This is a genomic window from Arthrobacter sp. efr-133-R2A-120 (genome assembly GCF_030209835.1).
GTDB lineage: Bacteria > Actinomycetota > Actinomycetes > Actinomycetales > Micrococcaceae > Arthrobacter.
In genome coordinates this window covers 50,594-71,337 of sequence record NZ_JARVRF010000030.1, presented here as the reverse complement: position 1 = coordinate 71,337, position 20,744 = coordinate 50,594, and the positions used below count along the sequence as shown (strand labels likewise).

The window sequence follows — 20,744 nt, the reverse complement described above, 5'->3', positions numbered from 1 at the left end:
CTTCCTGTGAGTTTCGGAAGAGTTCGGCTACCCGCAATTGAACCTGTCGTGAACGTTTCCGCGGTTGGGCCCAATTGGCAAGACGGAGTCCCTCCCCGCAACAAGAATCATCCGGGGACGCATTTTCGATCGATAAGAACGCAATAGCGAAGGGTCTTACTTTGATGAAGACAGCCAAGAAAAACGGGCTTGCCACAGCAGCGGTCCTGGGGGCCTTGCTCATGGCCGGATCCGCGGTGGCGCCGGCGATTGCCGACGACGCTTCACGCGGCCAGGACGTCCAGGGCCAGCAGGAATCAGACAGCAACAAGGGCCAGGGCGGCCAGGGCGAAACATCGAAGCATGTCCTGCTGCTGTCGGTGGATGGCCTCCACCAGAAGGACCTGGATTTGTACGTGAAGAACCACCCGACGTCGGCACTGGCGTCGCTCGTAAACCACGGCACCAGCTACACGCACGCCCAGACTCCCGTGCCTTCGGACTCCTTCCCCGGCATGGTCGGCCAGCTGACCGGTGGAAATCCCGGGACCACCGGCGTCTACTATGACGACACCTTCAACAGGGCACTCCTGCCAGCCGGCACAACGGACTGCAAGAACACGGCGCCCGGCGCCGAAGTGGCCTTCACCGAAGCCGCCGACAAGGACCAGAACGCCCTCGACGCCGGCCAAGGCCTGACCGGGCTTCCGGCCAGCATCCTGAACATGACGGGACAGCCCGGCGCTCTCCTCGACCCGGCCGCCCTCCCGGCGAGGTGGCGAAGAGCGCTGGCCTGACCACGGCGTGGTCGGACAAGCACCCTGCATACGAAATCCTGAACGGCCCTTCAGGCAAGGGCCTGGATGACCTGTTCACTCCTGAGATCAACAGCATCGCCCCCGCTCCCTTCAATGGCGACTGGACCAAGGACAACGCCGCAACCCAGCAGTACGACGGCTACAAGGTCCAGGCCGTGGTGAACGAAATCGACGGCAAGGACCACTCCGGCACCAAGACGGCCGCAGTACCGGGCATCTTCGGGATGAACTTCCAGGCCGTGTCGACGGCTCAGAAGCTCCCGACGTCGGACGGCCTGACCGGCGGCTACCTTCAGGGCGGCACCGTTCCCGGGCCGCTCTTGAGCAAAGCCCTGGACTTCGTCAACGCTTCCGTGGGGAAGTTCGAGTCCGCACTGGCCGCTTCCGGCCACGCAAAGGACACCACCGTGATCCTTTCTGCCAAGCACGGCCAGTCACCGATGGACTCGTCGACATTGACGAGGGTCCCTGACAGCGCAATCATCGACGGCCTGAACGCCGCGTGGAAGTCCGCACACCCGGGCTCCGCAGACCTCGTTGTGTTCTCCACCGACGACGACATCATGCAGCTGTGGCTTTCGGACCACTCGCAGGCAGCTGCGCAGTTCGCCAAGGACTACCTGGCAGGGCATTCGGCCACCGGTAACGACGTCAACGGTGCTGCCAAGACCGTGGCAACCTCGGGGTTGAGCAAGATCTACGCGGGCAGCGAGGTTGCGAACTACTTCGGCACCCAAACCAGCGACGCACGCTACCCGGACATCTTGGGCATCGCCCAGACGGGCGTGGTCTACACCGGCGGCAAGGCCAAGATCGCCGAACACGGCGGAGCCAGCGCGGACGACCGCGATGTGCCGCTCGTGGTCTCCGGGGCAAATGACGAACACGCCCGGACAGTGACCAGCACCGTCGAGACGACCCAGATTGCCCCGACCATCCTGAAGACCCTTGGCCTGGATCCGAACAAACTGCAGGCCGTGCAGATCGAGGGGACCAAGGCCCTTCCTGAGCGCTGATCCAGCGCGCCTCAAACACTGGAGGGGTTCCGCGGCCAGACTGCCAAGGGGCCCCTCCCTTGTGACCATCAGGCCCTAGGATGCACGCAATAGACCCTTCCGCTGGCCAAGCCTGCATTGGGCGCCACGCCCGGTCTGCTTACAATCAAACGTCAGCAACTACTGAGGGAACCATGAAGAAAATCACCACAGCCCTGCTCGCGGCCGGGCTCGTCCTCTCCGCTTCAGCCTGCTCCGCACCGCAGCAGCTGAGCACCGCGGACACCTGCAGCCGGGTCAAGACCGTCATCTCGAACCCCACGAACACCACGGACAAAACGGGAACCATCCGGGTAGCGAACCAGCTCCGCCCGATCGAAGCCGTGTCCTCGGATGAGCTGAAGCCCACCCTGAAGACGCTTGTGGACTACCTGGACGAGTCTTCCAAGGACAACCCGGATACCGCGAAGCTCAACGCCCTGAAGAACGATTACCAGAACGCGGGCGCCAACTACAGCAAGTACTGCGGCGGCTAAGAGCAGTTTGCATTGCATACCCGGGGACTGGCCATGGGCGCCCAGTCCCCGGGTGGGCGGCGTCGGCACAAGTGTCCGCTCTATCGGCTTCAGCCTGCCCGTGAACGGTCGCTGAAACCCCATGGATAGTTCGAGTCCACGGGCCATGATTGTGGTCGGCGCACCCACCGGTGGCCTGCTCGCCGTATCAATCGGGTACCAGCCGACGCTGTGGATCGCTCTCGCGGGATTCGTGGCGGCCGCTGTGTTCCTTGCGGCGTCGCCATTCCGCTCCGCACAGCACGGAGACGCTGCCCAGGGCAGCCTCCGGTAGCGGCTGCAGCTCCTCGACCCGCAGCCTGGCCGACCCTACAGCGCGGTGTGCTTCCCGAACGGATGGTGGCCCGTGGCCGGCTGTCCGTGAGTGCCCAACCATTCAGACAGGGCCTCGCGCAGGATCTCGCTGGGCGTGAGGCTGAGCGTCTGTGAAGCCGACTCCAAGGCGCGGTCCAGTTCCTGGGGGATCTGGAAATCCAAGGGCGAGGGATGGTTGCTTTCCCGGGCATCGGCAGGCAAACCATCACCGCGCAACAACTTGCCGACGGCTGGCTTCATGTCGTTTTCGGTCCACGCCGAAAGTCGCTCGAAATGAGTCACATCTCGTGTCATGATTTTCCCTCCCAACAATCAAGCATCCTCCGTTGGAAGGCCACAGTCACCATCTACGAGTAATTACTCTCTAACTATCGCGAAGTTGGTGCCTTCGGACACTGAGCGCGCCGCATCAGCATCGCCATTGAGTAGCCGGACGGAGGTCGACCGGGCCCGTTCGGAGACCCAGGAGTCGCGGAACGGACCCGGCGCTCACGCTTAAGGGTGAGACCGCGACGGACATCGATCAGCCAGGGCTGGTGCCGTCAGAGCGATCTTAGGGCTTGGGCCGACTCCGGTCTAGGGAATCGAAGGACCGGGGTTGTAAAAAGTTCATCGGCGCAAGAGATAATCCGCAACCCCAACCGGATTCGACAGCCCAAGGAGATGCCCGCCAGGCAGGACATCCGGCTCAATGCCTAAGCGATCGCGTGCGACCGTGCGCTGGAACTCGAGCGGGAAAAACCGGTCCCCCTCACCGCTGAGCACCCTGATGGGAACTGCCGGCCACTCCACGAATTCGCAGCTCGACGCGAAGACTGCGTTAGCCTCGGGGCGCTGGTATGGTTCCCCCTCGGCCGCAAGCTCCGGCGGAACGTCATGCAGGAAGTACTCGTTCACATCGAACTCCGCGCTGTAACCGCCGGCCGCGGCAGAACGCTTGCGCGCGTCCTCCCAGCCCGTGTTGTCCCACCATGCTCCGGGGGTCTCACCCGGGTTGGGAATCATCGCGTTGACGAAGACGATCTCTGCGACGCCGGTCCGGGCTCCCACCATGGGTGCCGTGAAACCGCCAAGCGATTGCGCCACAAGCACGACGTCGTTCCGGCCATTGACAGCGGCCCCAACCAGGCGCGCGTATTCGGGCAGGCCCGCATTTTCGTCGTCGCCGGGCAGATCGACGGCGACAGCATCGTGGCCTGCCTCCTGCAAGAGGGGGACGACGCGGCTCCAATACCAGGCTGAGCCGCCTGCTCCGGGCACGAGCACGAACGCGCTCACGAGGCATCCCCAGAGAAGCCATCAGTGAAGCCATCAACAAACGGACCGAGGCTCGGCGTCGAAGTCATGCCCACATTCTTCCCCAGATCGCCGCGCCCGCAAGGGACCCGCTGGAGAGGCTTTGGTCCGGTCTTTTCCTGCAGGAGGCCTGGTGGGAGGATGCCTATAGGTGCGAGCAGCTACGAGAAGGACGGGAAACGACATGTCGACCCAGGAATCCGTGGAAACAGAACGCAAGTACGACGCCGACTTGGAAACGCCGCTTCCCGCGTTCGTGGACATCACCGGCGTCGAACAGGTCGCAGACCCTGCGGATCATCAACTCGAGGCCGTCTACTTCGACACGGACGGGCTGACCCTTGCCAGGCACCGCATCACCTTGCGGCGCCGCACCGGCGGCACCGATTCAGGATGGCACCTGAAACTGCCCGCAGACCGGGACACCCGTGTGGAGATCCAGGCGCCGCTGGGGCAGCCCGAGATCGTCCCCGAGGAACTGGCGGAGAGGCTCATCGTCTTCACCCGCGGCGAAGAGCTCAGGCCCGTGGCCCGGATCCATACCCGCCGCACTTTGCATCGCCTGCACGGAAGCGAAGACGTCACTCTGGCCGACTTCGTGGATGACCACGTGACAGCCGAGACCTTGCACCCAAGGCAATTGGAGAGGCGATGGCGGGAATGGGAAATCGAGCTGGTCCACGGCGATGAAGCGCTGTTCGAGAGTGCGGAGCGCGTCTTGTCAGGCGCCGGCGCAACCCCCTCAGGGCATGCTTCCAAGCTTGCCCGCGCATTCGGAACGGCCTGGCCAGCCGCTGTGCCGACGCCACCAAAAGCCCGTCCGAAGGGTTCTGCCGGAGACGCAATAGTTGCCTACGTTGCCGCGCAGATCGCCGAAATCACCGCACTGGACTCCGGAGTCCGGCAAGGCCTCGACGACGCCGTCCACCGCATGCGCTCGGCCACCCGCAGGCTGCGCTCGACCTTGTCCACGTATGGCAAGCTCTTCGACGCCGACGGCGGGGATCAGCTCAAGGCCGAACTGAAATGGCTGAGCAAGGTCCTGGGCAAGGCCCGGGATGCCGAGGTGCTGCGCGACCGGATCGGGGAACTGATGAATGAGCAACCCGACGGCTTGGTACCCGCCCCAGCTGCCACCAAGATCAATGACGAACTCGAGGCCGCCTTCAACTCCGGGTATCGCCAGATGCTCCGCTCCTTGGGAACGAAACGGTATTTCCGGCTCCTGGACGCGCTTGAGGAGTTCCGCGACGAGCCTCCCGTAAGGCCTCGTGCCGGGAAGAAGGCCCGTCCCATCACGGCCAAGCTGGCCGGAAAAGCGATCAAACGGTTGCGCCGGTCCCAGAAGGCAGTGGCCCAGAACAGCGGCGACGAAAACGACGCGGCACTGCATCAGGTCCGCAAAGACGCCAAACGCCTGCGCCATGCAGCCGAAGCATTGCAAGACGTTCATGGGAAGCCCGCCGTGAAGCTGGCGCGTAACGCCCAGAAGATCCAGAAGATCCTAGGAGAGCACCAGGACAGCGTCGTGAGCCGCTCGGTGCTGCTCCGCCTCGCAAACGATACCGGCGGATCGGTGGAGGACAACTCGCCTTATGGCCCCCTGCTCGCTGCCGAAGAGCAGCGAGCCGCGGACTCCGAGGCCCGCTATGAAAAGCTCGCCAAGAAGAAGCGCTTGAATCCCCTGTGATGAACGCAACTCTCGGGGAGGGGACTGTGAGGGACGGATCTGAGCCTCAGAGGCTCAGCCCTCGCACTCTACGCAGTAGGCGTGGCCGTTCTTTTCACGGGCAATCTGGGAGCGGTGACGGACGAGGAAACACGAGTAGCACGTGAACTCGTCTTCCTTCTGGGGAACGACCGCAATGATCAGTTCCTCGGCCACGAATTCGCCGCCTGGTACCTCGTTGCCTTCAAAAGCATCGGCTTCGTCCAGCTCCCGTACAACGCTGCGGGCGTCCGGAGCATTGGCAGACTGCAGGGCCTGAAGTGACGTGCTTTGGGATTCCGCGACGTCGGAGCGGAGTTCGTCGTAATCGGTTGCCACCTGGGGTTATCTCTTCTCTTGTATATTTGCTGGCGAATGTGCAACATACACCATGCGGCTGCTATTCCCCACAATGTGGCAAAAATCAGCGCATGTGCGTCATTGCCTCCGCGGTGCGCATCGCCTTGACCATCCGCTCCACTGTGGCCGGATGCGTGACTGAGCGTATCCCATCCCCGCCGCCTGGCCCGGACGGAGCGGAATCGACCATGAGCTTACGGCCAGAGAAGTGTATGTCACGGATTCCCGTGGCCAAAAGCGCGGGTATGGCCCGCTCAGTGACGCCGCCGCCGGCCATGACGGAAACGTCAGCGGGGAGGGCCGCAACCATGCGTTTGAGCATGTCAATACCGTCGCCAGCGGCCCGGGCTGCACCCGAGGTGAGAATGCGCTGCGCACCCAGCCGGGCGGCGTCGTCCACTGCTTGAAGCGGATCCCGGGCCGCATCCACCGCGCGGTGGAACGTGACGAAGGTCCCGCCCGCGGCATCGATCAGCGCCCCGGCGCCAGCGACGTCGACGTCGCCCGACGCGGTCAGTAATCCGACGACGACCCCGTCGGCACCGAGGGAAAGCGACTGCCGGACATCCCGCCTCATGACCTCGATCTCGGTAGGTGTATAGACAAAGCCACCCGGCCGCGGGCGGATGAGCACGTGGACGAAATCCTGGCGACCGGCGTCGCGCGCGAGCCCAGCGGCTGCCTCAACGAGGCCGGCGCTCGGGGTAAGGCCGCCGGCCTCAAGCGCTGAACAGAGCTCGACGCGGTCCGCGCCGGCTTCGATGGCACAGCGAACACCGTCCAGGTCCTGCACGCATATTTCAATCTTCATGGTTCCTCCGTCGGACGGGCCGAATGTTCACGAGGCCAGCACGGTGCGCAGGCATAGCTGCCCCGCGCCTAGCAGGCCTGCTTGCGAACCGGCGAGCGAGGCTTCGATCACGATGTTCTTGGTGGCGAGCGGGTGGCAGCTTTCGTAGAGCTGCGAGCGCACAGCGGCGACATACGGCTCCAATTGGGAAAGTCCGCCGCCCAGCACCACCACATCCGGGTTCACGAAATTCACCACGATGCTGAGGGTCTGCCCCAAAATCCGGCCCGCAGTGCGGACTCGCGTCGTGGTGTGCGGGTCGCCGTTGTTGACCTGCAGGACGATGTCGTTGACGTCCGCGGCATCGATCCCGACGGCGGCCAGGTCGCGGATGATGGCGGACCCGCTGGCCACCGTCTCCAGGCAGCCGCGGTTGCCGCAAGAGCATGGCGCATCGCCCGCGGCCGGGATCTGCACGTGGGCGATGTCTCCGGCCGCTCCCGTGGCGCCCCGGTAGACCTGTCCGTCAATGATGAGCCCGCAGCCGATCGCGGCCCCTGCTTTGAGGAACAGCGTGTTCTGCCGGACTTTGGAATCGGGTGATTCCCGCTGGCGCAGCGTGTGCTCACCCAAAGCCATCATGTTGGCGTCGTTGTCCACTACCGCCAAGGTCCCGAATTCCTCGGCAAGCCAGTTCCGGACCTTGAACTCGTGCCAGCCGCGCATTCTGGACGGCGAGTCGAGCGCACCCAAGGCAAAGTTGACCGGTCCGGGCAAGGACATCCCTACGCCGCGCAGCGGAGGGTCGACGGCCGGATCGCTCAGGGCACGCATCATCGCGGCGGCCTGGGGCAGAACCACTTCGGGGCCGTCGTTGATGTCGATGGTCCTGATTTCGGAGACAAGCAGATTGCCTGAGAGGTTCAGCTTGCCGACCCACAAATGATGGGCGCCCAAATCCGCCGCCAGGATGAACCCCGCGTCCGGGACCAGTTCCAGGAGCGTTGGCCTTCGGCCTCCGGTCGCCGAACCTGAGCCGCTCTCGCTGATGAGCCCGGCTTCCATCAGCTCGTTCACCTTGATGGTGATGGTGGATGGGGCAAGGTTCAGGGTGCGCGCGAGGTCGGCGCGCGACGTCGCCCGGCCGCTCGCGATCATGGACAGGATGCTGGAGGAGTATTCAGTCAGCGCGATGTCCCGGGGACCGGTTCTTTTGACGGTCTTGGCATAGGAAGGCTTGTAACCCAAAGTCAGTCCCTCCAGGGGCTCGGTGTCTGCTGGCCGCCGTTGGGCTGCTCTTTGCAGAGTAGCCGACGGGCCTGCACTGCGCCGCCGAGAAGTCCCGCCGAAGAGCCGAACCGCGCAGGCAGGAGCCGGGGCCTGCGGTGGAAACTCAGGATGGAGTCCAGCCGCTCCGCTACCGGGCGAAGGAGCGCGTCGCCGGCATTGGACAGGCCACCGCCGAAGATGACGGCCTGCGGCGCCAGGAGTGCGACGCTCTGCGCGATCGCCAGCGCGAGCCCGTCATATGCCTGGTTCAGGACCCCGACGGCGGCCGGGTCACCCGCTGCTGCGGCCTCCATCACTTCCTTCGCGCCAACAACGCGGGTACCGGAGACGGCTGCATAGTTGCGTGCGATGGCCGAGGCTGAGGACACCGTCTGCAGGCATCCTGACGCGCCGCACGTGCACAGGATGGCCACGGTGCTCGTGAGTGGTTCCATGCGGGCGTGGCCGATTTCTCCGGCGTACCCGTCGCCGTCGTACACCTCGCCGTCCAGGATGACCGCGCTGGCGATCCCGGTGCCGATGACCAACACCAGGGCGTTCCGCAGCCCCTTCGCGGCCCCCAGACGGTGCTCCGCCAAACCGGCCATCTGCACATCGTTGCCGAGCACCACAGGAAGTCCGACGCGCGTTTCCAAAGCCGAGGAGAGGGCGAAGTCGCTCCAGCCCAGGTTCACTGCGGAGACCACAACGCCGGTGCTCGCATCCACAATCCCCGGCGCGTTGACGGCGATTGCCTGCGGTCGCTGCTCCCGGGGCCCAGCCTGGTAGGTGGCGACGAGGCCGGAAAGCTGGTCAAGGAATTTTTCCTGCGAACCAATTGCCGTTGGTGTGCTTCCTTGGTGTGCGAAGCGGCCGGTGGAATCCACGACGCCGTATTTGAGGTCGGTGCCGCCAACGTCGAAGACCATCACCGGAGCGCCCGGTCCCGGAATCAACGACGTCGGAGGGGAACCGGCGGTTTGAACACTCAACTGCATGTCAGCCTTTCACCGCACCGGCAACGAGGCCCTGGGCCATCTTCTTCTGGACGATGACGAAGAGAATGATCACCGGTAGCGCCATGAGGGTGGACCCGGCCATGATCCCACCCCAGTCCGTGGCCTGGTTCTGGCCGCTGAAGCCTTGGATCCACAGCGGGAGGGTCTTGCTGTTGTCGCTGCTCAGCAGTACCAGCGCCAATGTGTATTCGTTCCATGCGGCCAAGAAGGCGAAGATTCCGGAGGCCACCAGTCCGGAGCCCAGTAGCGGAAAGGTCACCCGGAAGAATGCGCCCATTCGGGAGCAACCGTCAATCATCGCTGACTCTTCGAGCTCCACAGGGACCCCGTCAACAAATCCCTTGAGCATCCAGATAGTGAAAGGCACGGACGCCCCGACGTACAGCAGGCTCAGGCCGAGCACGGAGTTGAGCAGGTGCCAGCTGTCGATCATCTTGTACTGGGAAATGAACATGGCTTCAGCAGGGATCATCTGGATCACGAGCACCGAGATGATGATGATCTTGCGGCCCTTGAATCGAAAGCGGCTGAGCGCCATGCTCGCGAAGAAGGCGAAAAGCAATGCGGCCACCACCACAATCAGGGCAACCCCGAAGCTCATCCGCAGGGCGGACCAGAAGCGGCTGTCGTGGAGCACTGTTTCGTAGTGCGCCCAAGTAAAGTCGAGCGGCAGGAACGACGGCGTGCGGGACTGCAAGGCGTCGTCCGTGACGAGCGAATTGTTGACCAACCAGTAGACCGGGAAAATCCACAGCAGCCCGAAGACCAGGCCGGTGATGTTGGCCGCCGAGCGGCGGACGGGGCTGGGTTTGAGGGCCATTCAGACTTCTCCCTGCTTCAGGAATTGGGTGACATAACGCCAAGTGAGGAGCAGCGTGATCAGCAGCATGATCAGGGCGGTCGCGGAAGCCACACCGTAGTCTCCGCCGGACAAGCCCACCTGGTAGACGTATGTGCCAAGGACGTTGGTCTGCTCGGTGATGCCGCCGTTTTTCTGCAGGATGAAGATCTGCGTAAAGACCCGCAGGTCCCAGATGATTTCAAGGATCGTGACCAGCAGGAGAACCGGGGCGATGGTGGGAACGGTGATTTCGCGGAATTGCTTCCAGCCGTTGGCACCATCGAGAGTTGAGGCCTCCAGCATGGACTCATCGATCTGGGTGACCGATGCGTAGACCATGAAGACCACCAGCGGCACGCTCATCCAGATGACCAGGATGGCCGCTACCGCGAAGAAGGTCAGGGGGTTGGAAAACCAGTTGTAGCCAGCCATCCCTTGCATTCCCAGTCCGGCCAGTGTCCAGTCGACCACCCCGGACCTGGAATCGAAGATCCATTGGAACACTTGGAGCGAGGACAACACGGGCATCGCCCAGGCCAGCAGCATGGCGGCCTGGACGAAGACGGAGACCGGGCGCGAGAGTTTGGTGAGCAGAAGCGCGCCTCCGATCCCGATGGCCATTGTCAGGGCGGCACACACAAGGCAGAAGGCAAGGGATCTTCCCAGGGTGAGCCAGAATGCCGAATCGCCGAGCACCCGGGTGAAATTGTCGAGCCCGACGAATTCCGCGGGTTTGCCGAACTGTTGCTCAAGGGAAAAGTGCTGGAACGCCATGGTGATTTGGCGGAGCAACGGGTAGCCCATGTCCACCAGGACAATGAGCACCGCGGGAAGCAGAAGGATGTACGGCAGGGGGTTGCGCCTGCGTTTCCTGGGGGCCGCTGGTTCAGTCCGGTCGGGCAGGGTCCCTTCCGGCTTCGCACGCGTACTGGTTACGGTCATGGCTTCGGTCCTTTCTGCTTCCCGCCGGGCCTACTTGCTGTTGAGGATTTCCGTCATTTTGGCGTCGGCCGTCTTGGCCAGCCCCACGGGATCCTTCAGCGCACCCATGGCCACGAAGAAGTCGTCAACCACCTTGGCGCTCTCCACCAATGCCCAGTTCTTTGCTGCCGGGGTGCCCACGGAATTCCTGACGGCCTCGATGGTGACCTTGGACAATTCGTCCTGCCCAAGGGCCGCGGCGTAGTTCAGGTTTCCCGGGACCCAGCCTCCTTCGGTCGCGAAGAACTCCTGGAACGGCTTGCTGAAGATGAGTTTGAGGGCCTCCTTGGCCAGCCCCCGCGCCTTGCTGTTGTTCGAGATGGCCACATTGGAGCCGCCGGCAAAAGGATTGCCCACGGCGTCGCCCTTAGGCGACGGGAAGTTGAAGTACCCCACCTTGCCGGCGTCCAGGAGTTCCTTCTTGATCTTCTTCAGATGGAAGTTGAAGCCGAAGAACATTCCCGCCTCGCCCGTGTTGAAGGCGGTGTACGGCTGGGAACCGATGGTCGAATCCGTGATGGTCCCGGTGGTGGAGCCGGTCGTCCACAGTTGCTGGAGCTGGGCGATGGCTTTCTGGCTTTCCGGCGAGGACAAGCCTCCTTCCCATTTCCCGTCCTTCTGCACGGCCAGCCGCCCGCCATTGCTGAAGACCCAAGCGAACGCGGATTGTGAGGAAATCCCGGGCAGGAACATCCCGGAAAAGTGTGCGTTCTTCTCGGGGTTGCCGGTCTGGATCTTCGTTGCGACGGCGGTCAGCTCGTCAATGGTCTTCGGTATCGCGAGCCCGAGCTTCTGGAACATGTCCTTCCGGTAGAACACGATCCGGCTTCCCGCGTAGAAGGGGGCGGCGTACATCTTGTTCTCGAAGCTGCCGAGTTCCACGAGCGATTTGGTCAGATTCGCACCGCCCAGCTCTTCCTTCATGCCGCTCAGATCGGCCAATGCTCCTACCGCACAAAAGGTGGGCGCCTGGGTGTTGCCGAGTTCGATGATGTCCGGCGTCGATTCGGGGCTGGCAAGGGCCGTCTGGAGCTTCGGGACGATGCCATCCCACTCCTGCTGCTCGATGGTGAGGGTGGATCCCTGGAACTTGTTTTCGAACTCCTGCTTGAGCCACGCCTGGGCCTTGTCCGACACGGAGTCCTTCATGAACCAGACCCGCAGCTTTGCCGGAGTGGAGAGGCTGTCCGAAGAGGCGGAGCCCGAGGCCTCGCCACATGCGGACAGCAAGGCTGCGGCACCCAGGGCTCCGCCCAGACCGAGCAAACCACGTCGACTAAGTTCTTTCATCGCTTCCTCCACTTTGAACTCACAGGGTCGATTGACCATGCAGGAAACGAAATCATGGAGGAATGATGCTTCGGAAGGGCCTATAACTTAGTTCAGAATCGAACTTAGTTTGGGTCCGATTTGGAGCCCGGACGCACGCGGCCCGCCCCTCAGCGCTCGACGCCCGCCGGCTGGTTCGACGCAGGTACGAACCGTGCGGTCAGGTCGGGCGTCGCACCGCCGTCGTCGAACGGGAACATGGGCCGCGCTATCCTGCGGTGGCCCAGCCGGTGCAGGTCCTGGTCCACGCCGCCTGGAGTGAGCGCCAGCATCCAGTCCGCGGCCATGTCGAAGAGCTCGGGCTCGAGGTAGCCGATCTTGACCACCACAACGTCGGCTGTCCGGGCATCCAAGCCGTTCCGGAGGAAGTCCGATTCCAAGTGATACGGCTTGCGCCGCCGGGTCACGATGACGCGCAGCCCGCCAACGCGGATGACGGCCTCGTCAATGGCCACAGGGTCGCCCTGAGCCAGGTGCTCCACAATGCCGTCCAGCCGCGCCGGACCGGACTGTGTGCCGTCCACGCGGGCGCCCACGTCCACCGAGACGGATCCACCGACGCCGGCGCCGATGCACGCGTCCACCGCGGCAGGATCCGGGATCGAAGCGTAGATTGCCTGCATCGTTCCGGCGGCGATGGGTGGGTGCCCAAGGAGTTTGTGCAGGGTCCAAGTGACGTCACCGGCTCCCCCGGCCGTGGGATTGTCCCCGGAATCGCTGATGAAATACGGCCGCTTCGTGCTCGCCTCCGCTGCCGCGAGGCATTCAGCGAGCGGCGCCGAGGGCGCCACGAAACGGAACTCGTCCCGCCTGTTCCACATGTCGACGGCGAGCCCGCTCGCATGGCGTGCGACGGCGTCGGCGTCGTCACCGGTGACCATCACCACGGCCCGGTTGCGCGGCTCGTCTGCCCAGGCATAACCGATCCATAGCGCGGCGTCGAGCACGCCGGGCCGCCCGGCGATCACCCCGACCTCCTCATATAGCGACTTTGCCGGTTCCAATCGGGTGCTGGTCTTTTCCCCGGGCAGCAGGATGGGGACCGGAACCCAGGCCTTGATCGGGCGGCGGGCGGCCTCCGGTAATGCCAATCGCTCCAGCAGGTTCACGGCGGCGCGTTCCTTGGTTTCCAGCCAGTCCTCGTGCGGGGCCATGCGGTAGCAACTGGGGATATCGAGTTGGTGCGCCAAAGTCCAGGAAACATTGCCGTGCAGGTCCATGCCGCTGGACACCAGCACGTCCGGGCCGATCAGACCGCGCAGGGCAAGGAGCAAATCACCCTCGGGATCGTCGAGGCCTTCAACGCTCATGGCACCGTGGATGTCGAAATAGAGCCCGTCCACGGGGCCTGCGTGCAGCGCATCCGCCACAGCGGAAAGAATCGTCCGTTTCATCTCGGCATAGTCCGCGGAGGGGACAGCCCCGCCCGGGATGGAACGGAAGTGGACAAGCGGCAGCCAATCCGCCGCCTCGCGCACCGGATGGTCCGGGGCGAAAAAGGGGTACTGGTCCAAGATCTCCTGGCCATCCCGCCGGACAAAGTCCTGCATGCGGGTCCGGGCAGGGGAATAGGTGCTGGCCTCGAGGGCGATTCCGGTAATGAGGATCCGGGGCTTCTTTTCCATCATGCCTGCCACGATATTGAGGTTCGCTGCGGGACCGGGGCGGAGCCGCGAAAGTTCAATGCCGAATGAAGTTCAACCAGCCCTTTTCGCCCGGAATCCTGCCTAACGTGGGCTCGCAAGTGACGGCACGCGGACTCCACGGAAGAGGATCGAACAATGCAGATTGGGCTGAGTACGTACAGTTTGGCGGGAGCCTTGGCTGCCGGCCGGGTGGGCCTTTTGGACCTGCCGGGCTGGGCGGCATCCCATCAGGCCGGCCATCTTGAAGTGGCCGAGGCCGGACTGGGCGTGGACCTTTCCGCGGACCACGCGGCAGCCGAAGGGCTGCGCGAGCGTGCAGAGGCGTCCGGGATCGCCTTGGTCAACTATGTGGTGGGTGCGGATTTCCTTGGCGCCGACGCGGCGGCTGAAATCGCCCGGGTGAAGACGCACTTGGACACGGCCCAACGGATGGGGATCAGCCGCTTCCGCCACGATGTTGTCCCGTGGGCCTGGCGCCCCGCCTCATACATCGAATACCGCGATGCCCTGGAGAAGGTGGTCCCTGCATCCAGGGAACTCGCCGACTACGCGGCAACCCTGGGAATCACCACCAGCGTGGAAAACCACGGCATGGCCTTCAACGTCAGCGAACGGTTGCTGCAGTTGGTGCACGCAGTGGACCGCGACAATTTCAAGATCACCTTGGACATCGGCAACTTCCTGTGCGTCGATGAGGTGCCGGAATCGGCCGTCGCCAAACTCCTCCCCTACGCGTCTGTGGTGCATCTGAAGGATTTCTACCGCCGGAAGCGAAACCCCGGCGACGGCTGGTTGCAAACGCTGGCAGGGGACCATATCCAGGGCTCCGTGTTCGGACTCGGGGACATGGACCTGCCGCGTGTCCTTCGCCTGATCAAGGACTTCGGTTTCAGCGGACCGTGTTCGGTGGAATACGAGGGCCGCGAGGACTGCCTCACGGCGGCGCCCGAATCGCTGCGCAACGCCGCCGCATTGTGGGAGGGCTGCTGACATGGGGGCATTGAACGTTGGGGTCATCGGGCTGGGGACAATCTCGGACATGCACCTGGACGCATACCGTGATTCGCCGTCGGCGCACCTGGTGGCTGTCTGCGACATCGACGCTGTGCGTGCCGGGAGCCGGGCCGCGGAATACGGAGCGGTCAAGGTCTTCACGGACTACAAGGAGCTCCTGGCCGATCCCGAGATCGACGCCGTCAGCATCTGCACGCGCAATGACACGCACGCCGAAATCGTGATTGCGGCGCTCGAGGCCGGAAAGCATGTGCTGGTCGAGAAGCCCATGACGGCCTCCCTGGAGGAGGCTTTGGCTGTTGCTGCTGCCTCACAGCGGAGTGCGGGCGTCTTGCAGGTAGCGTATGTCCGCCGTTTCTCGCCCAACGCCGAGGTACTCAAGCGCTTCATCGACGCCGGCGACCTCGGGCAGATCTATTACGCCAAGGCCACTTGCCTGCGCCGGGTAGGAAATCCCGGCGGCTGGTTCGCCGACAAAGCCTTGTCCGGCGGAGGTCCGCTCATCGACCTGGGCGTCCATTTCATCGACATTTGCTGGTGGCTCATGGGCTGTCCCTCCGTGGCTTCGGTCTCTGGGACCGTGTTCCACAAGATCGGTGCACGGAACAATATCTCGAACTTCAGCCGGTATCTCTCCGCCGATTTCGATCCGGCACGACCCCCGGCGGACCCCGTCGAGGATCTTGCCACAGCACTGATCAAGTTCAGCAATGGCGCAGTGATGCACTTCGACACCAGCTACTCGATGCACGGCGCGGATGAAACCAAGGTCCAAGTCTTCGGAGACAAAGGCGGCGCGCAGCTGGAGCCGACGCTGGAAATCTTCACCGAACAGCACGACACGCTGCTGGATATTTCGCCCGTGCTGGATTCGCCGACTTTTAGCACTGTGGCATACCGCAACGAGGTGGAGCAGTTCCTGGCTACTGCGCGGGGCGATGCCGCCGAGGCCGCTCCGGCCACCCACGGCCTTGAGCTCATCAAGATCATCTCTGCGATCTACGAGTCCAGCAGGACAGGCCACGAGGTGGTGCTGTAGCCGCTCAGGCCTTTCGTGCCCGCTCAGGTCCGCCGTCAGCTCCGACATCGCGTCCGGGCTGGCGGCCGACATCGCGGTGGAGGTCCCTGTCCAGCCCGTGGCCGTTGGCGAGCTGCGCAAGCAGCTCGCCAAGTTGCGTGATCTGTTCGTCGTTTAGTGGGGCCAGCAGCTCCGCTTCATGCTGTTCGGCAATCCCGCGAAGTTCCCCCAGCACGCGCTTGCCGGCCTCCGTGAGGTGCAGTTCATAGTTCCGCCGGTCCGTACTGCTGCGCATCCTCTCCACAAGGCCGCGCTCCTGCAGCGAGTCGATGAGTGAAACCACCCGGCTGGGGACGGCACCGAGCCTGTCCGCAAGGGAGCGCTGGCTCAACCCGGGGGCGCGTCCGATCAGGCGGATGACACCGGCGTCGCTGGGCGTGAGCCCGATATCCCGTGTGCGGTCCGCAAAGCGGGACGATGCCACGGCGCCTAGCTGCGACAAGAGAAATGCGGTCCGTTTCGGCCGGCCCGGTGTGGCTAAGTCCATGTCTTCAGAATACATGCTTGACAGAATAATTCTATAGGTGAACCATTTCAGTAGTGATGCAATTACGAAAGTCCAGCCACTGCTAGAAAGGTTCAGCCATGAGTAGTCGTTCGATTCCCGATGAAGGCCGTCCAGCCCGGTCAGGCGGCCCCCACCCCGGCGTTCTTGCCCTCGTCAGCCTGGGCATTTTCCTCGCCAGCCTCATCACGTCCGCAGTCCTGACCGGCGGCCAGACGTTCGTCTCGCCCTTTGCCCCGGCGGGGCAGGTGGCCGCATTCTTCCAGCAAAACGTCGCTGCGACGCGACTCGGCGGCATGCTCCAATTCGGCTCCGCAGTGCCATTGGGAATCTACGCGGCCACCGTCTACGCCCGGCAGCTCCGGCTTGGCGTGCGTGTTCCCGGACCGGCCATTGGCTTCTTTGGCGGCGTCAGCGCGGCCATCTTCCTGATGTTGTCGGGTTCCGTGACGTGGCTGCTGAGCCGGCCGGAAATCACCACGGATGTGACGCTCACCCACGCGCTCGACTTCCTCGCGTTCATCACGGGAGGGGTCGGCTTCGTCGTCGGGACCGGCCTGCTCATGGCGGGAATTGCCGTCCCGGCCCTGATCCTTGGCTTCATGCCCCGTTGGCTGGCTTGGACCGGCCTGGTCATTGCCGCACTGTCCGAGTTGAGCTTCCTGTCGATGGCGATCGAGCCTCTTCAGTTCCTACTGCCGATCGGACGCTTCGGCGGGCTGCTCTGGCTGGTTGCCGCAGGCTTCCTGCTCCCCCGCAACCGGGCAGCCGCGAACCAAGAGCCACGGGCGCACGCGCCGCACACGAGCCGGACAACGCCATGACGACGTCGGATCCCGCCCGGCCGCTGTCCGGCAAGGTCGCGCTCGTCACCGGAGCGAGCCGCGGAATCGGTGCGGAGATCGCAACTGCGCTGGCTCGCGCCGGAGCGGACGTCGTCCTTGCCTCGCGCGACGGCGCAAGCCTGTCACAACAGCTCGCCAACATCACTTCGGGCGGCGGAAAAGCGGTGGCCATGGCCGTGGATGTGGGCGATGAGGACTCGGTGAAAGCCCTGATGGCACAGATCCGGGACCGCTTCGGACGGCTCGACGCCGCGGTCAACAACGCCGCAGGCGGCGGGCGGATCCCGGCACCCCTGGCCGAGTGGGCGAGCGAGGAGTTCGACAGCGCGATTTCGGTCAACCTGCGCGGAGTGTTCCTCTGCCTGAAATACGAAATCGAGCTCATGCTGGAAAGCGGAGACGGCGGAGCGATCGTCAACATGTCCTCCACCGCGGGCGAACAGGGCGTTGCCGGCATGAGCGGCTACGTGGCGAGCAAGTTCGGTGTCGGTGGCCTGACCCGGGTGGCCGCGCTTGACTACGCCTCCCAGGGGATCAGGGTCAACGCGATCGCTCCCGGCCCCATCCTCACCGAGCGACTCGCAGGGGCGGGCCAAGCGGCCCAGGACCGCGTCGCCGCCGCCGTGCCGCTGGGACGCATCGGCTCCACGGCCGAGGTTGCCGCTGCCGCCGTCTGGCTTTGCTCGGAGCAGTCGTCGTTCGTCACCGGAACCGTGCTCGCCGTCGACGGCGGCCGGCTGGCGGGAACGCCGGCGTTCAACACCAGGAGAAAGGGAACCAGCCATGAATGAATACCATCCCGACCTCGAAGAACTCAGCTTTCTTTGGGCAAGCGCCGCCTCATCCGGGTCCAGCACCAACAGTCCGCCTACCGCGGACAACCGTCCAACGGCCAGTTCCGCGTTACGCAGATCATGGTCAGGGAGGACGAACGGTGGCAGTTAGCAGGCCTGCACTTGTCACCCATGGCACAACCCGAGGACACGCAGAACTTACGGCGCCCAAACCGTGCCACCCAAACCGCACCACTGCAGGCCCGGCCCTAGAAAGGCGGGGGTTCTGGCCGCTGGAGCAAATGGACCGTCCTGCCAACATCTGCCGCCTCGGTCCTGTATTGCCGACGGAGGGGCGACTTCCACTCGAGGTCGCCGGTTGGTGAGGACTGTCTATAGCTCCAGGCGCCTATGGACTTCAGCGCGTGGTGCTTTCGGCAGAGCATTGCAAGGTTGTCGGCGTCAGTGGTGCCGCCATCCTGCCACTCGGTGATGTGGCCGGGTTCGCAAACGACAACCCTCCGCGTGCACCCGGGGAACCGGCAGGTCCCCTCACGGCACTGCAGGTACCGGCGAAGTGCCTTCGGTGGACGGTAGGCCGTGCGCCCCACACCCAGGACCTGGCCGCTGGTGCAGTCCGTGAACAGCCGTTGCCACGTTGGCGCAAGGGCCGCCATGCGCCGGGCCGTTGCAGCGTCTATTGGTCCGTATCCTTCGAGTTCAGCTGTTTCGAACTCGCCACCGTCGGGCCCGATGCTGCCGCCAAAGACGGATCCAACGGGAATGGTTACCACGACCTCGGCGCGGAATGCCCCGGATTCGGGCACGTCAGATCCGCCAAGCAGCTCGCCTGATCCACTCAAAAGCCGGTCAGATCCACCAAAGAGGCGGTAGGCCAGCGCATCCGCGCGGAGCTCCGACAGCGTGCGGGAATCGAGGGCGGCACCAAAATCGGACGTAGGGTGCGGCCCCGGAAGATCTCCAAGCTCCGCAGCCCGCGCACTGGCCTGCCGCGCATCATGGTCGAGGCCGTTGTAAATGGCCATCCCGACCTCCGCCGTGAGGAACGCGGACAACGTGCACATGCCGTCCGGCTCGGCCGTGAACCACACGCCGCGCTCACGCTGGGCAGACTCTTTGCGGGCGATGATGCTTTCGGGGTGCACGTGCTCCCGCAGCCGCCGCAGGCAAGCGCGGAACTCTGACGGCGTGCGGCGCCGGCCCTGCCGCGTCCGCGTGCGCAGCAGGGCCACGGTAGCGAATTTTTCGGCGTGCTCGGCCGGGAGGGAACGGGCCTGGTCGAGAATGATCCGGGCGTGCATCTCGGAGATCTCCCCGGCCTCGACCGCCTCGAGGACTGCCCACTGGGACGTAGCAAGATCCGCGGCATCATTCAGCAAGCGCGCGGCCGTGCCCTCCGTCAGGGCGCAGGCGGTGGACACTTCGGAGACAGCCAAGGCATGGGCCTCGTCCCCACCGAACCGTACCGGCTGCCTCTCGTGCCTCCTCGGGGATTCTTCACCGATTACTTCTTCAACGCGGACCAGGGCCTGATACTTCACGGCCGTGGCCCAGACAATGAGCCTGTCGGTCGATTCCACAACACTGAGCGCATCGTCGGCACTGAGGAAGGATGCGAGCGGTAGGCTCACGGTGCCAACCAGCGGCGAATCCTCCCGGTCTGTGAAGCTGACGGCCGGAACCCACGCATCGCCTTCCGCTCCGAACACCCGGTTTTCCACGCCTGCCCCCCCTTCCTGGATTCCTGCCCCTCAACCATGCGAGGCCACTCGGCTGCCTGACACTTTCAGGCTAGGGGGAGGGTCTGACATTAAGGTGCCGGCCGGGCGGTCACCGCGAACATTCATCGCAACGACGTCCTCGGCAACAACGCGGGTGCCTGGCTTGTCTCGGACAACGACGACGTCGATGCGTGGCGCCGCGGGCCGGATTCCACTACCGGGTTTCCCAAGCGTTCCCTAGCCGGGGGTGCCCCAGAGACGGTGCCACCACGACCGCTCGGTGACACGTTTCTGCGCGGCGGCCGCCGCAGCGGCTTTCTCAGCAGCCTCAGCAGCCGCCGCTCGGCGCTCGCGCCAGCGTTCCAACTCGACGCCGACGTCGCGGGTTTTCGTGATCACCGGCGGCCCGCCCTGGAGTTGGCGCCGTGCGTCGATGACCCGGGCGTTGAAGTCCTCCACTAGATCGCGCACCTGCTTTTCCGAGTACAGGGCGTCAAGCTTCGCATCCAATTCGGCGTCCTCGGTGCGGAGCAGAATGGCTTTAGGGCCAAGGCCGCTGAGATGTTCTCGCTGGATGAGGCCTTTGACCCACCAATCGGGATCGTAGCGCTCCCCCAGCCCGGGGATCGGCTTGCCTGCGTACTTCAGGTTGTCGAACTTCCCTTGCGCCATGGCATCGCGGATCAGGTATTCCACGCGCGCGGCGTCGTCCACCTTCTTGCGCTTCCGACGCTCTTCCTCCTCGGCGGCCTCCAAGTCGGCTTCTTCTTCGGCCGTCATGCCGGTTGCGCGGATATTTCGCAACTCCATGGCTCGCTCCAGCCGGCGCTTGAACACGCTGTTTTCGCCGTTCACGGCCAACCACC

General features: G+C 64.2%; 23 protein-coding genes. 10 read left to right on the top strand and 13 right to left on the bottom strand.

All coding sequences use genetic code 11. The features are described 5' to 3' along the window. Nucleotides 1-164 precede the first annotated feature (164 nt). The 4 genes from QRN52_RS15135 to QRN52_RS15120 all read left to right on the top strand — a co-directional run bounded on the left by QRN52_RS15135 (nt 165) and on the right by QRN52_RS15120 (nt 2,641). Nucleotides 165-776 (top strand): alkaline phosphatase family protein, encoded by a 612-nt coding sequence (locus QRN52_RS15135; RefSeq protein WP_284753705.1) that lies wholly within the window; start codon nt 165-167, stop codon nt 774-776. Next, complete coding sequence (locus QRN52_RS15130) at nt 755-1,813, top strand: alkaline phosphatase family protein (RefSeq protein WP_284753704.1); 1,059 nt, start codon at nt 755-757, stop codon at nt 1,811-1,813. Before QRN52_RS15135 ends, QRN52_RS15130 begins: the two co-directional genes overlap by 22 nt. Before the next feature lie 173 nt (nt 1,814-1,986). Beyond that, nucleotides 1,987-2,328: a hypothetical protein gene (locus tag QRN52_RS15125; RefSeq protein WP_284753703.1), complete on the top strand. Its 342-nt coding sequence runs from the start codon at nt 1,987-1,989 to the stop codon at nt 2,326-2,328. Nucleotides 2,329-2,449: 121 nt separating this feature from the next. Continuing rightward, complete coding sequence (locus QRN52_RS15120; RefSeq protein ID WP_284753701.1) at nt 2,450-2,641, top strand: hypothetical protein; 192 nt, start codon at nt 2,450-2,452, stop codon at nt 2,639-2,641. A gap of 35 nt (nt 2,642-2,676) precedes the next feature. On the opposite strand, the gene QRN52_RS15115 is transcribed toward QRN52_RS15120, so the two are convergent. Further along, nucleotides 2,677-2,976, bottom strand: a complete 300-nt coding sequence (locus tag QRN52_RS15115; RefSeq protein WP_284753700.1) for a ribbon-helix-helix domain-containing protein — start codon at nt 2,974-2,976, stop codon at nt 2,677-2,679. Between the two features lie 315 nt (nt 2,977-3,291). After that, on the bottom strand, nt 3,292-3,960 hold the full coding sequence (locus tag QRN52_RS15110; protein WP_284753699.1) for an alpha/beta fold hydrolase: 669 nt from the start codon (nt 3,958-3,960) through the stop codon (nt 3,292-3,294). Nucleotides 3,961-4,162: 202 nt separating this feature from the next. Here QRN52_RS15110 and QRN52_RS15105 point away from each other — a divergent pair, with 202 nt between their 5' ends. Then, the gene (locus QRN52_RS15105) at nt 4,163-5,668 is read left to right on the top strand and encodes a CYTH and CHAD domain-containing protein (protein WP_284753698.1); all 1,506 of its coding nucleotides are present in this window, start codon (nt 4,163-4,165) and stop codon (nt 5,666-5,668) included. Between the two features lie 54 nt (nt 5,669-5,722). On the opposite strand, the gene QRN52_RS15100 is transcribed toward QRN52_RS15105, so the two are convergent. The 8 genes from QRN52_RS15100 to QRN52_RS15065 all read right to left on the bottom strand — a co-directional run bounded on the left by QRN52_RS15100 (nt 5,723) and on the right by QRN52_RS15065 (nt 13,903). Continuing rightward, a complete protein-coding gene (locus tag QRN52_RS15100) occupies nt 5,723-6,025 on the bottom strand; it encodes a DUF4193 domain-containing protein (RefSeq protein WP_059389433.1) in 303 nt (100 codons plus the stop codon). A gap of 85 nt (nt 6,026-6,110) precedes the next feature. Continuing rightward, complete coding sequence (locus QRN52_RS15095) at nt 6,111-6,857, bottom strand: copper homeostasis protein CutC (RefSeq protein ID WP_284753697.1); 747 nt, start codon at nt 6,855-6,857, stop codon at nt 6,111-6,113. A 27-nt stretch (nt 6,858-6,884) separates the two neighbouring features. Beyond that, nucleotides 6,885-8,084, bottom strand: a complete 1,200-nt coding sequence (locus tag QRN52_RS15090) for an ROK family transcriptional regulator (RefSeq protein WP_284753696.1) — start codon at nt 8,082-8,084, stop codon at nt 6,885-6,887. Between the two features lie 2 nt (nt 8,085-8,086). Then, nucleotides 8,087-9,097: an ROK family protein gene (locus tag QRN52_RS15085; protein WP_284753694.1), complete on the bottom strand. Its 1,011-nt coding sequence runs from the start codon at nt 9,095-9,097 to the stop codon at nt 8,087-8,089. Between the two features lie 7 nt (nt 9,098-9,104). Then, on the bottom strand, nt 9,105-9,944 hold the full coding sequence (locus QRN52_RS15080; RefSeq protein WP_284753692.1) for a carbohydrate ABC transporter permease: 840 nt from the start codon (nt 9,942-9,944) through the stop codon (nt 9,105-9,107). Next, nucleotides 9,945-10,907, bottom strand: coding sequence for a carbohydrate ABC transporter permease (locus QRN52_RS15075; protein WP_284753690.1), 963 nt, complete (start codon nt 10,905-10,907; stop codon nt 9,945-9,947). Between the two features lie 30 nt (nt 10,908-10,937). Further along, nucleotides 10,938-12,236: an extracellular solute-binding protein gene (locus QRN52_RS15070; RefSeq protein ID WP_284753689.1), complete on the bottom strand. Its 1,299-nt coding sequence runs from the start codon at nt 12,234-12,236 to the stop codon at nt 10,938-10,940. Nucleotides 12,237-12,385: 149 nt separating this feature from the next. After that, nucleotides 12,386-13,903, bottom strand: a complete 1,518-nt coding sequence (locus QRN52_RS15065) for a M81 family metallopeptidase (protein ID WP_284753688.1) — start codon at nt 13,901-13,903, stop codon at nt 12,386-12,388. Between the two features lie 153 nt (nt 13,904-14,056). Here QRN52_RS15065 and QRN52_RS15060 point away from each other — a divergent pair, with 153 nt between their 5' ends. Beyond that, nucleotides 14,057-14,911, top strand: coding sequence for a sugar phosphate isomerase/epimerase family protein (locus QRN52_RS15060; RefSeq protein ID WP_284753686.1), 855 nt, complete (start codon nt 14,057-14,059; stop codon nt 14,909-14,911). A gap of 1 nt (nt 14,912) precedes the next feature. Further along, on the top strand, nt 14,913-15,974 hold the full coding sequence (locus QRN52_RS15055) for a Gfo/Idh/MocA family protein (protein WP_284753685.1): 1,062 nt from the start codon (nt 14,913-14,915) through the stop codon (nt 15,972-15,974). A gap of 4 nt (nt 15,975-15,978) precedes the next feature. On the opposite strand, the gene QRN52_RS15050 is transcribed toward QRN52_RS15055, so the two are convergent. Then, nucleotides 15,979-16,500 (bottom strand): MarR family winged helix-turn-helix transcriptional regulator, encoded by a 522-nt coding sequence (locus QRN52_RS15050; RefSeq protein WP_284753683.1) that lies wholly within the window; start codon nt 16,498-16,500, stop codon nt 15,979-15,981. Between the two features lie 98 nt (nt 16,501-16,598). Here QRN52_RS15050 and QRN52_RS15045 point away from each other — a divergent pair, with 98 nt between their 5' ends. The 3 genes from QRN52_RS15045 to QRN52_RS23960 are packed head-to-tail and all read left to right on the top strand — an operon-like array spanning nt 16,599 to nt 18,409. After that, on the top strand, nt 16,599-17,342 hold the full coding sequence (locus QRN52_RS15045) for a hypothetical protein (protein ID WP_284753682.1): 744 nt from the start codon (nt 16,599-16,601) through the stop codon (nt 17,340-17,342). Further along, complete coding sequence (locus tag QRN52_RS15040) at nt 17,339-18,154, top strand: SDR family NAD(P)-dependent oxidoreductase (RefSeq protein WP_284753681.1); 816 nt, start codon at nt 17,339-17,341, stop codon at nt 18,152-18,154. Before QRN52_RS15045 ends, QRN52_RS15040 begins: the two co-directional genes overlap by 4 nt. 33 nt (nt 18,155-18,187) lie before the next feature. After that, the gene (locus QRN52_RS23960; protein ID WP_350225157.1) at nt 18,188-18,409 is read left to right on the top strand and encodes a nuclear transport factor 2 family protein; all 222 of its coding nucleotides are present in this window, start codon (nt 18,188-18,190) and stop codon (nt 18,407-18,409) included. Here the strand turns inward: QRN52_RS23960 and QRN52_RS15035 are convergent. Both QRN52_RS15035 and QRN52_RS15030 read right to left on the bottom strand, forming a co-directional pair. Then, complete coding sequence (locus QRN52_RS15035) at nt 18,406-19,878, bottom strand: HNH endonuclease signature motif containing protein (RefSeq protein ID WP_284753680.1); 1,473 nt, start codon at nt 19,876-19,878, stop codon at nt 18,406-18,408. The genes QRN52_RS23960 and QRN52_RS15035 overlap by 4 nt on opposite strands. A 237-nt stretch (nt 19,879-20,115) precedes the next feature. Continuing rightward, nucleotides 20,116-20,733 (bottom strand): DnaJ family domain-containing protein, encoded by a 618-nt coding sequence (locus QRN52_RS15030; RefSeq protein WP_284753679.1) that lies wholly within the window; start codon nt 20,731-20,733, stop codon nt 20,116-20,118. Between the last annotated feature and the right edge of the window lie 11 nt (nt 20,734-20,744).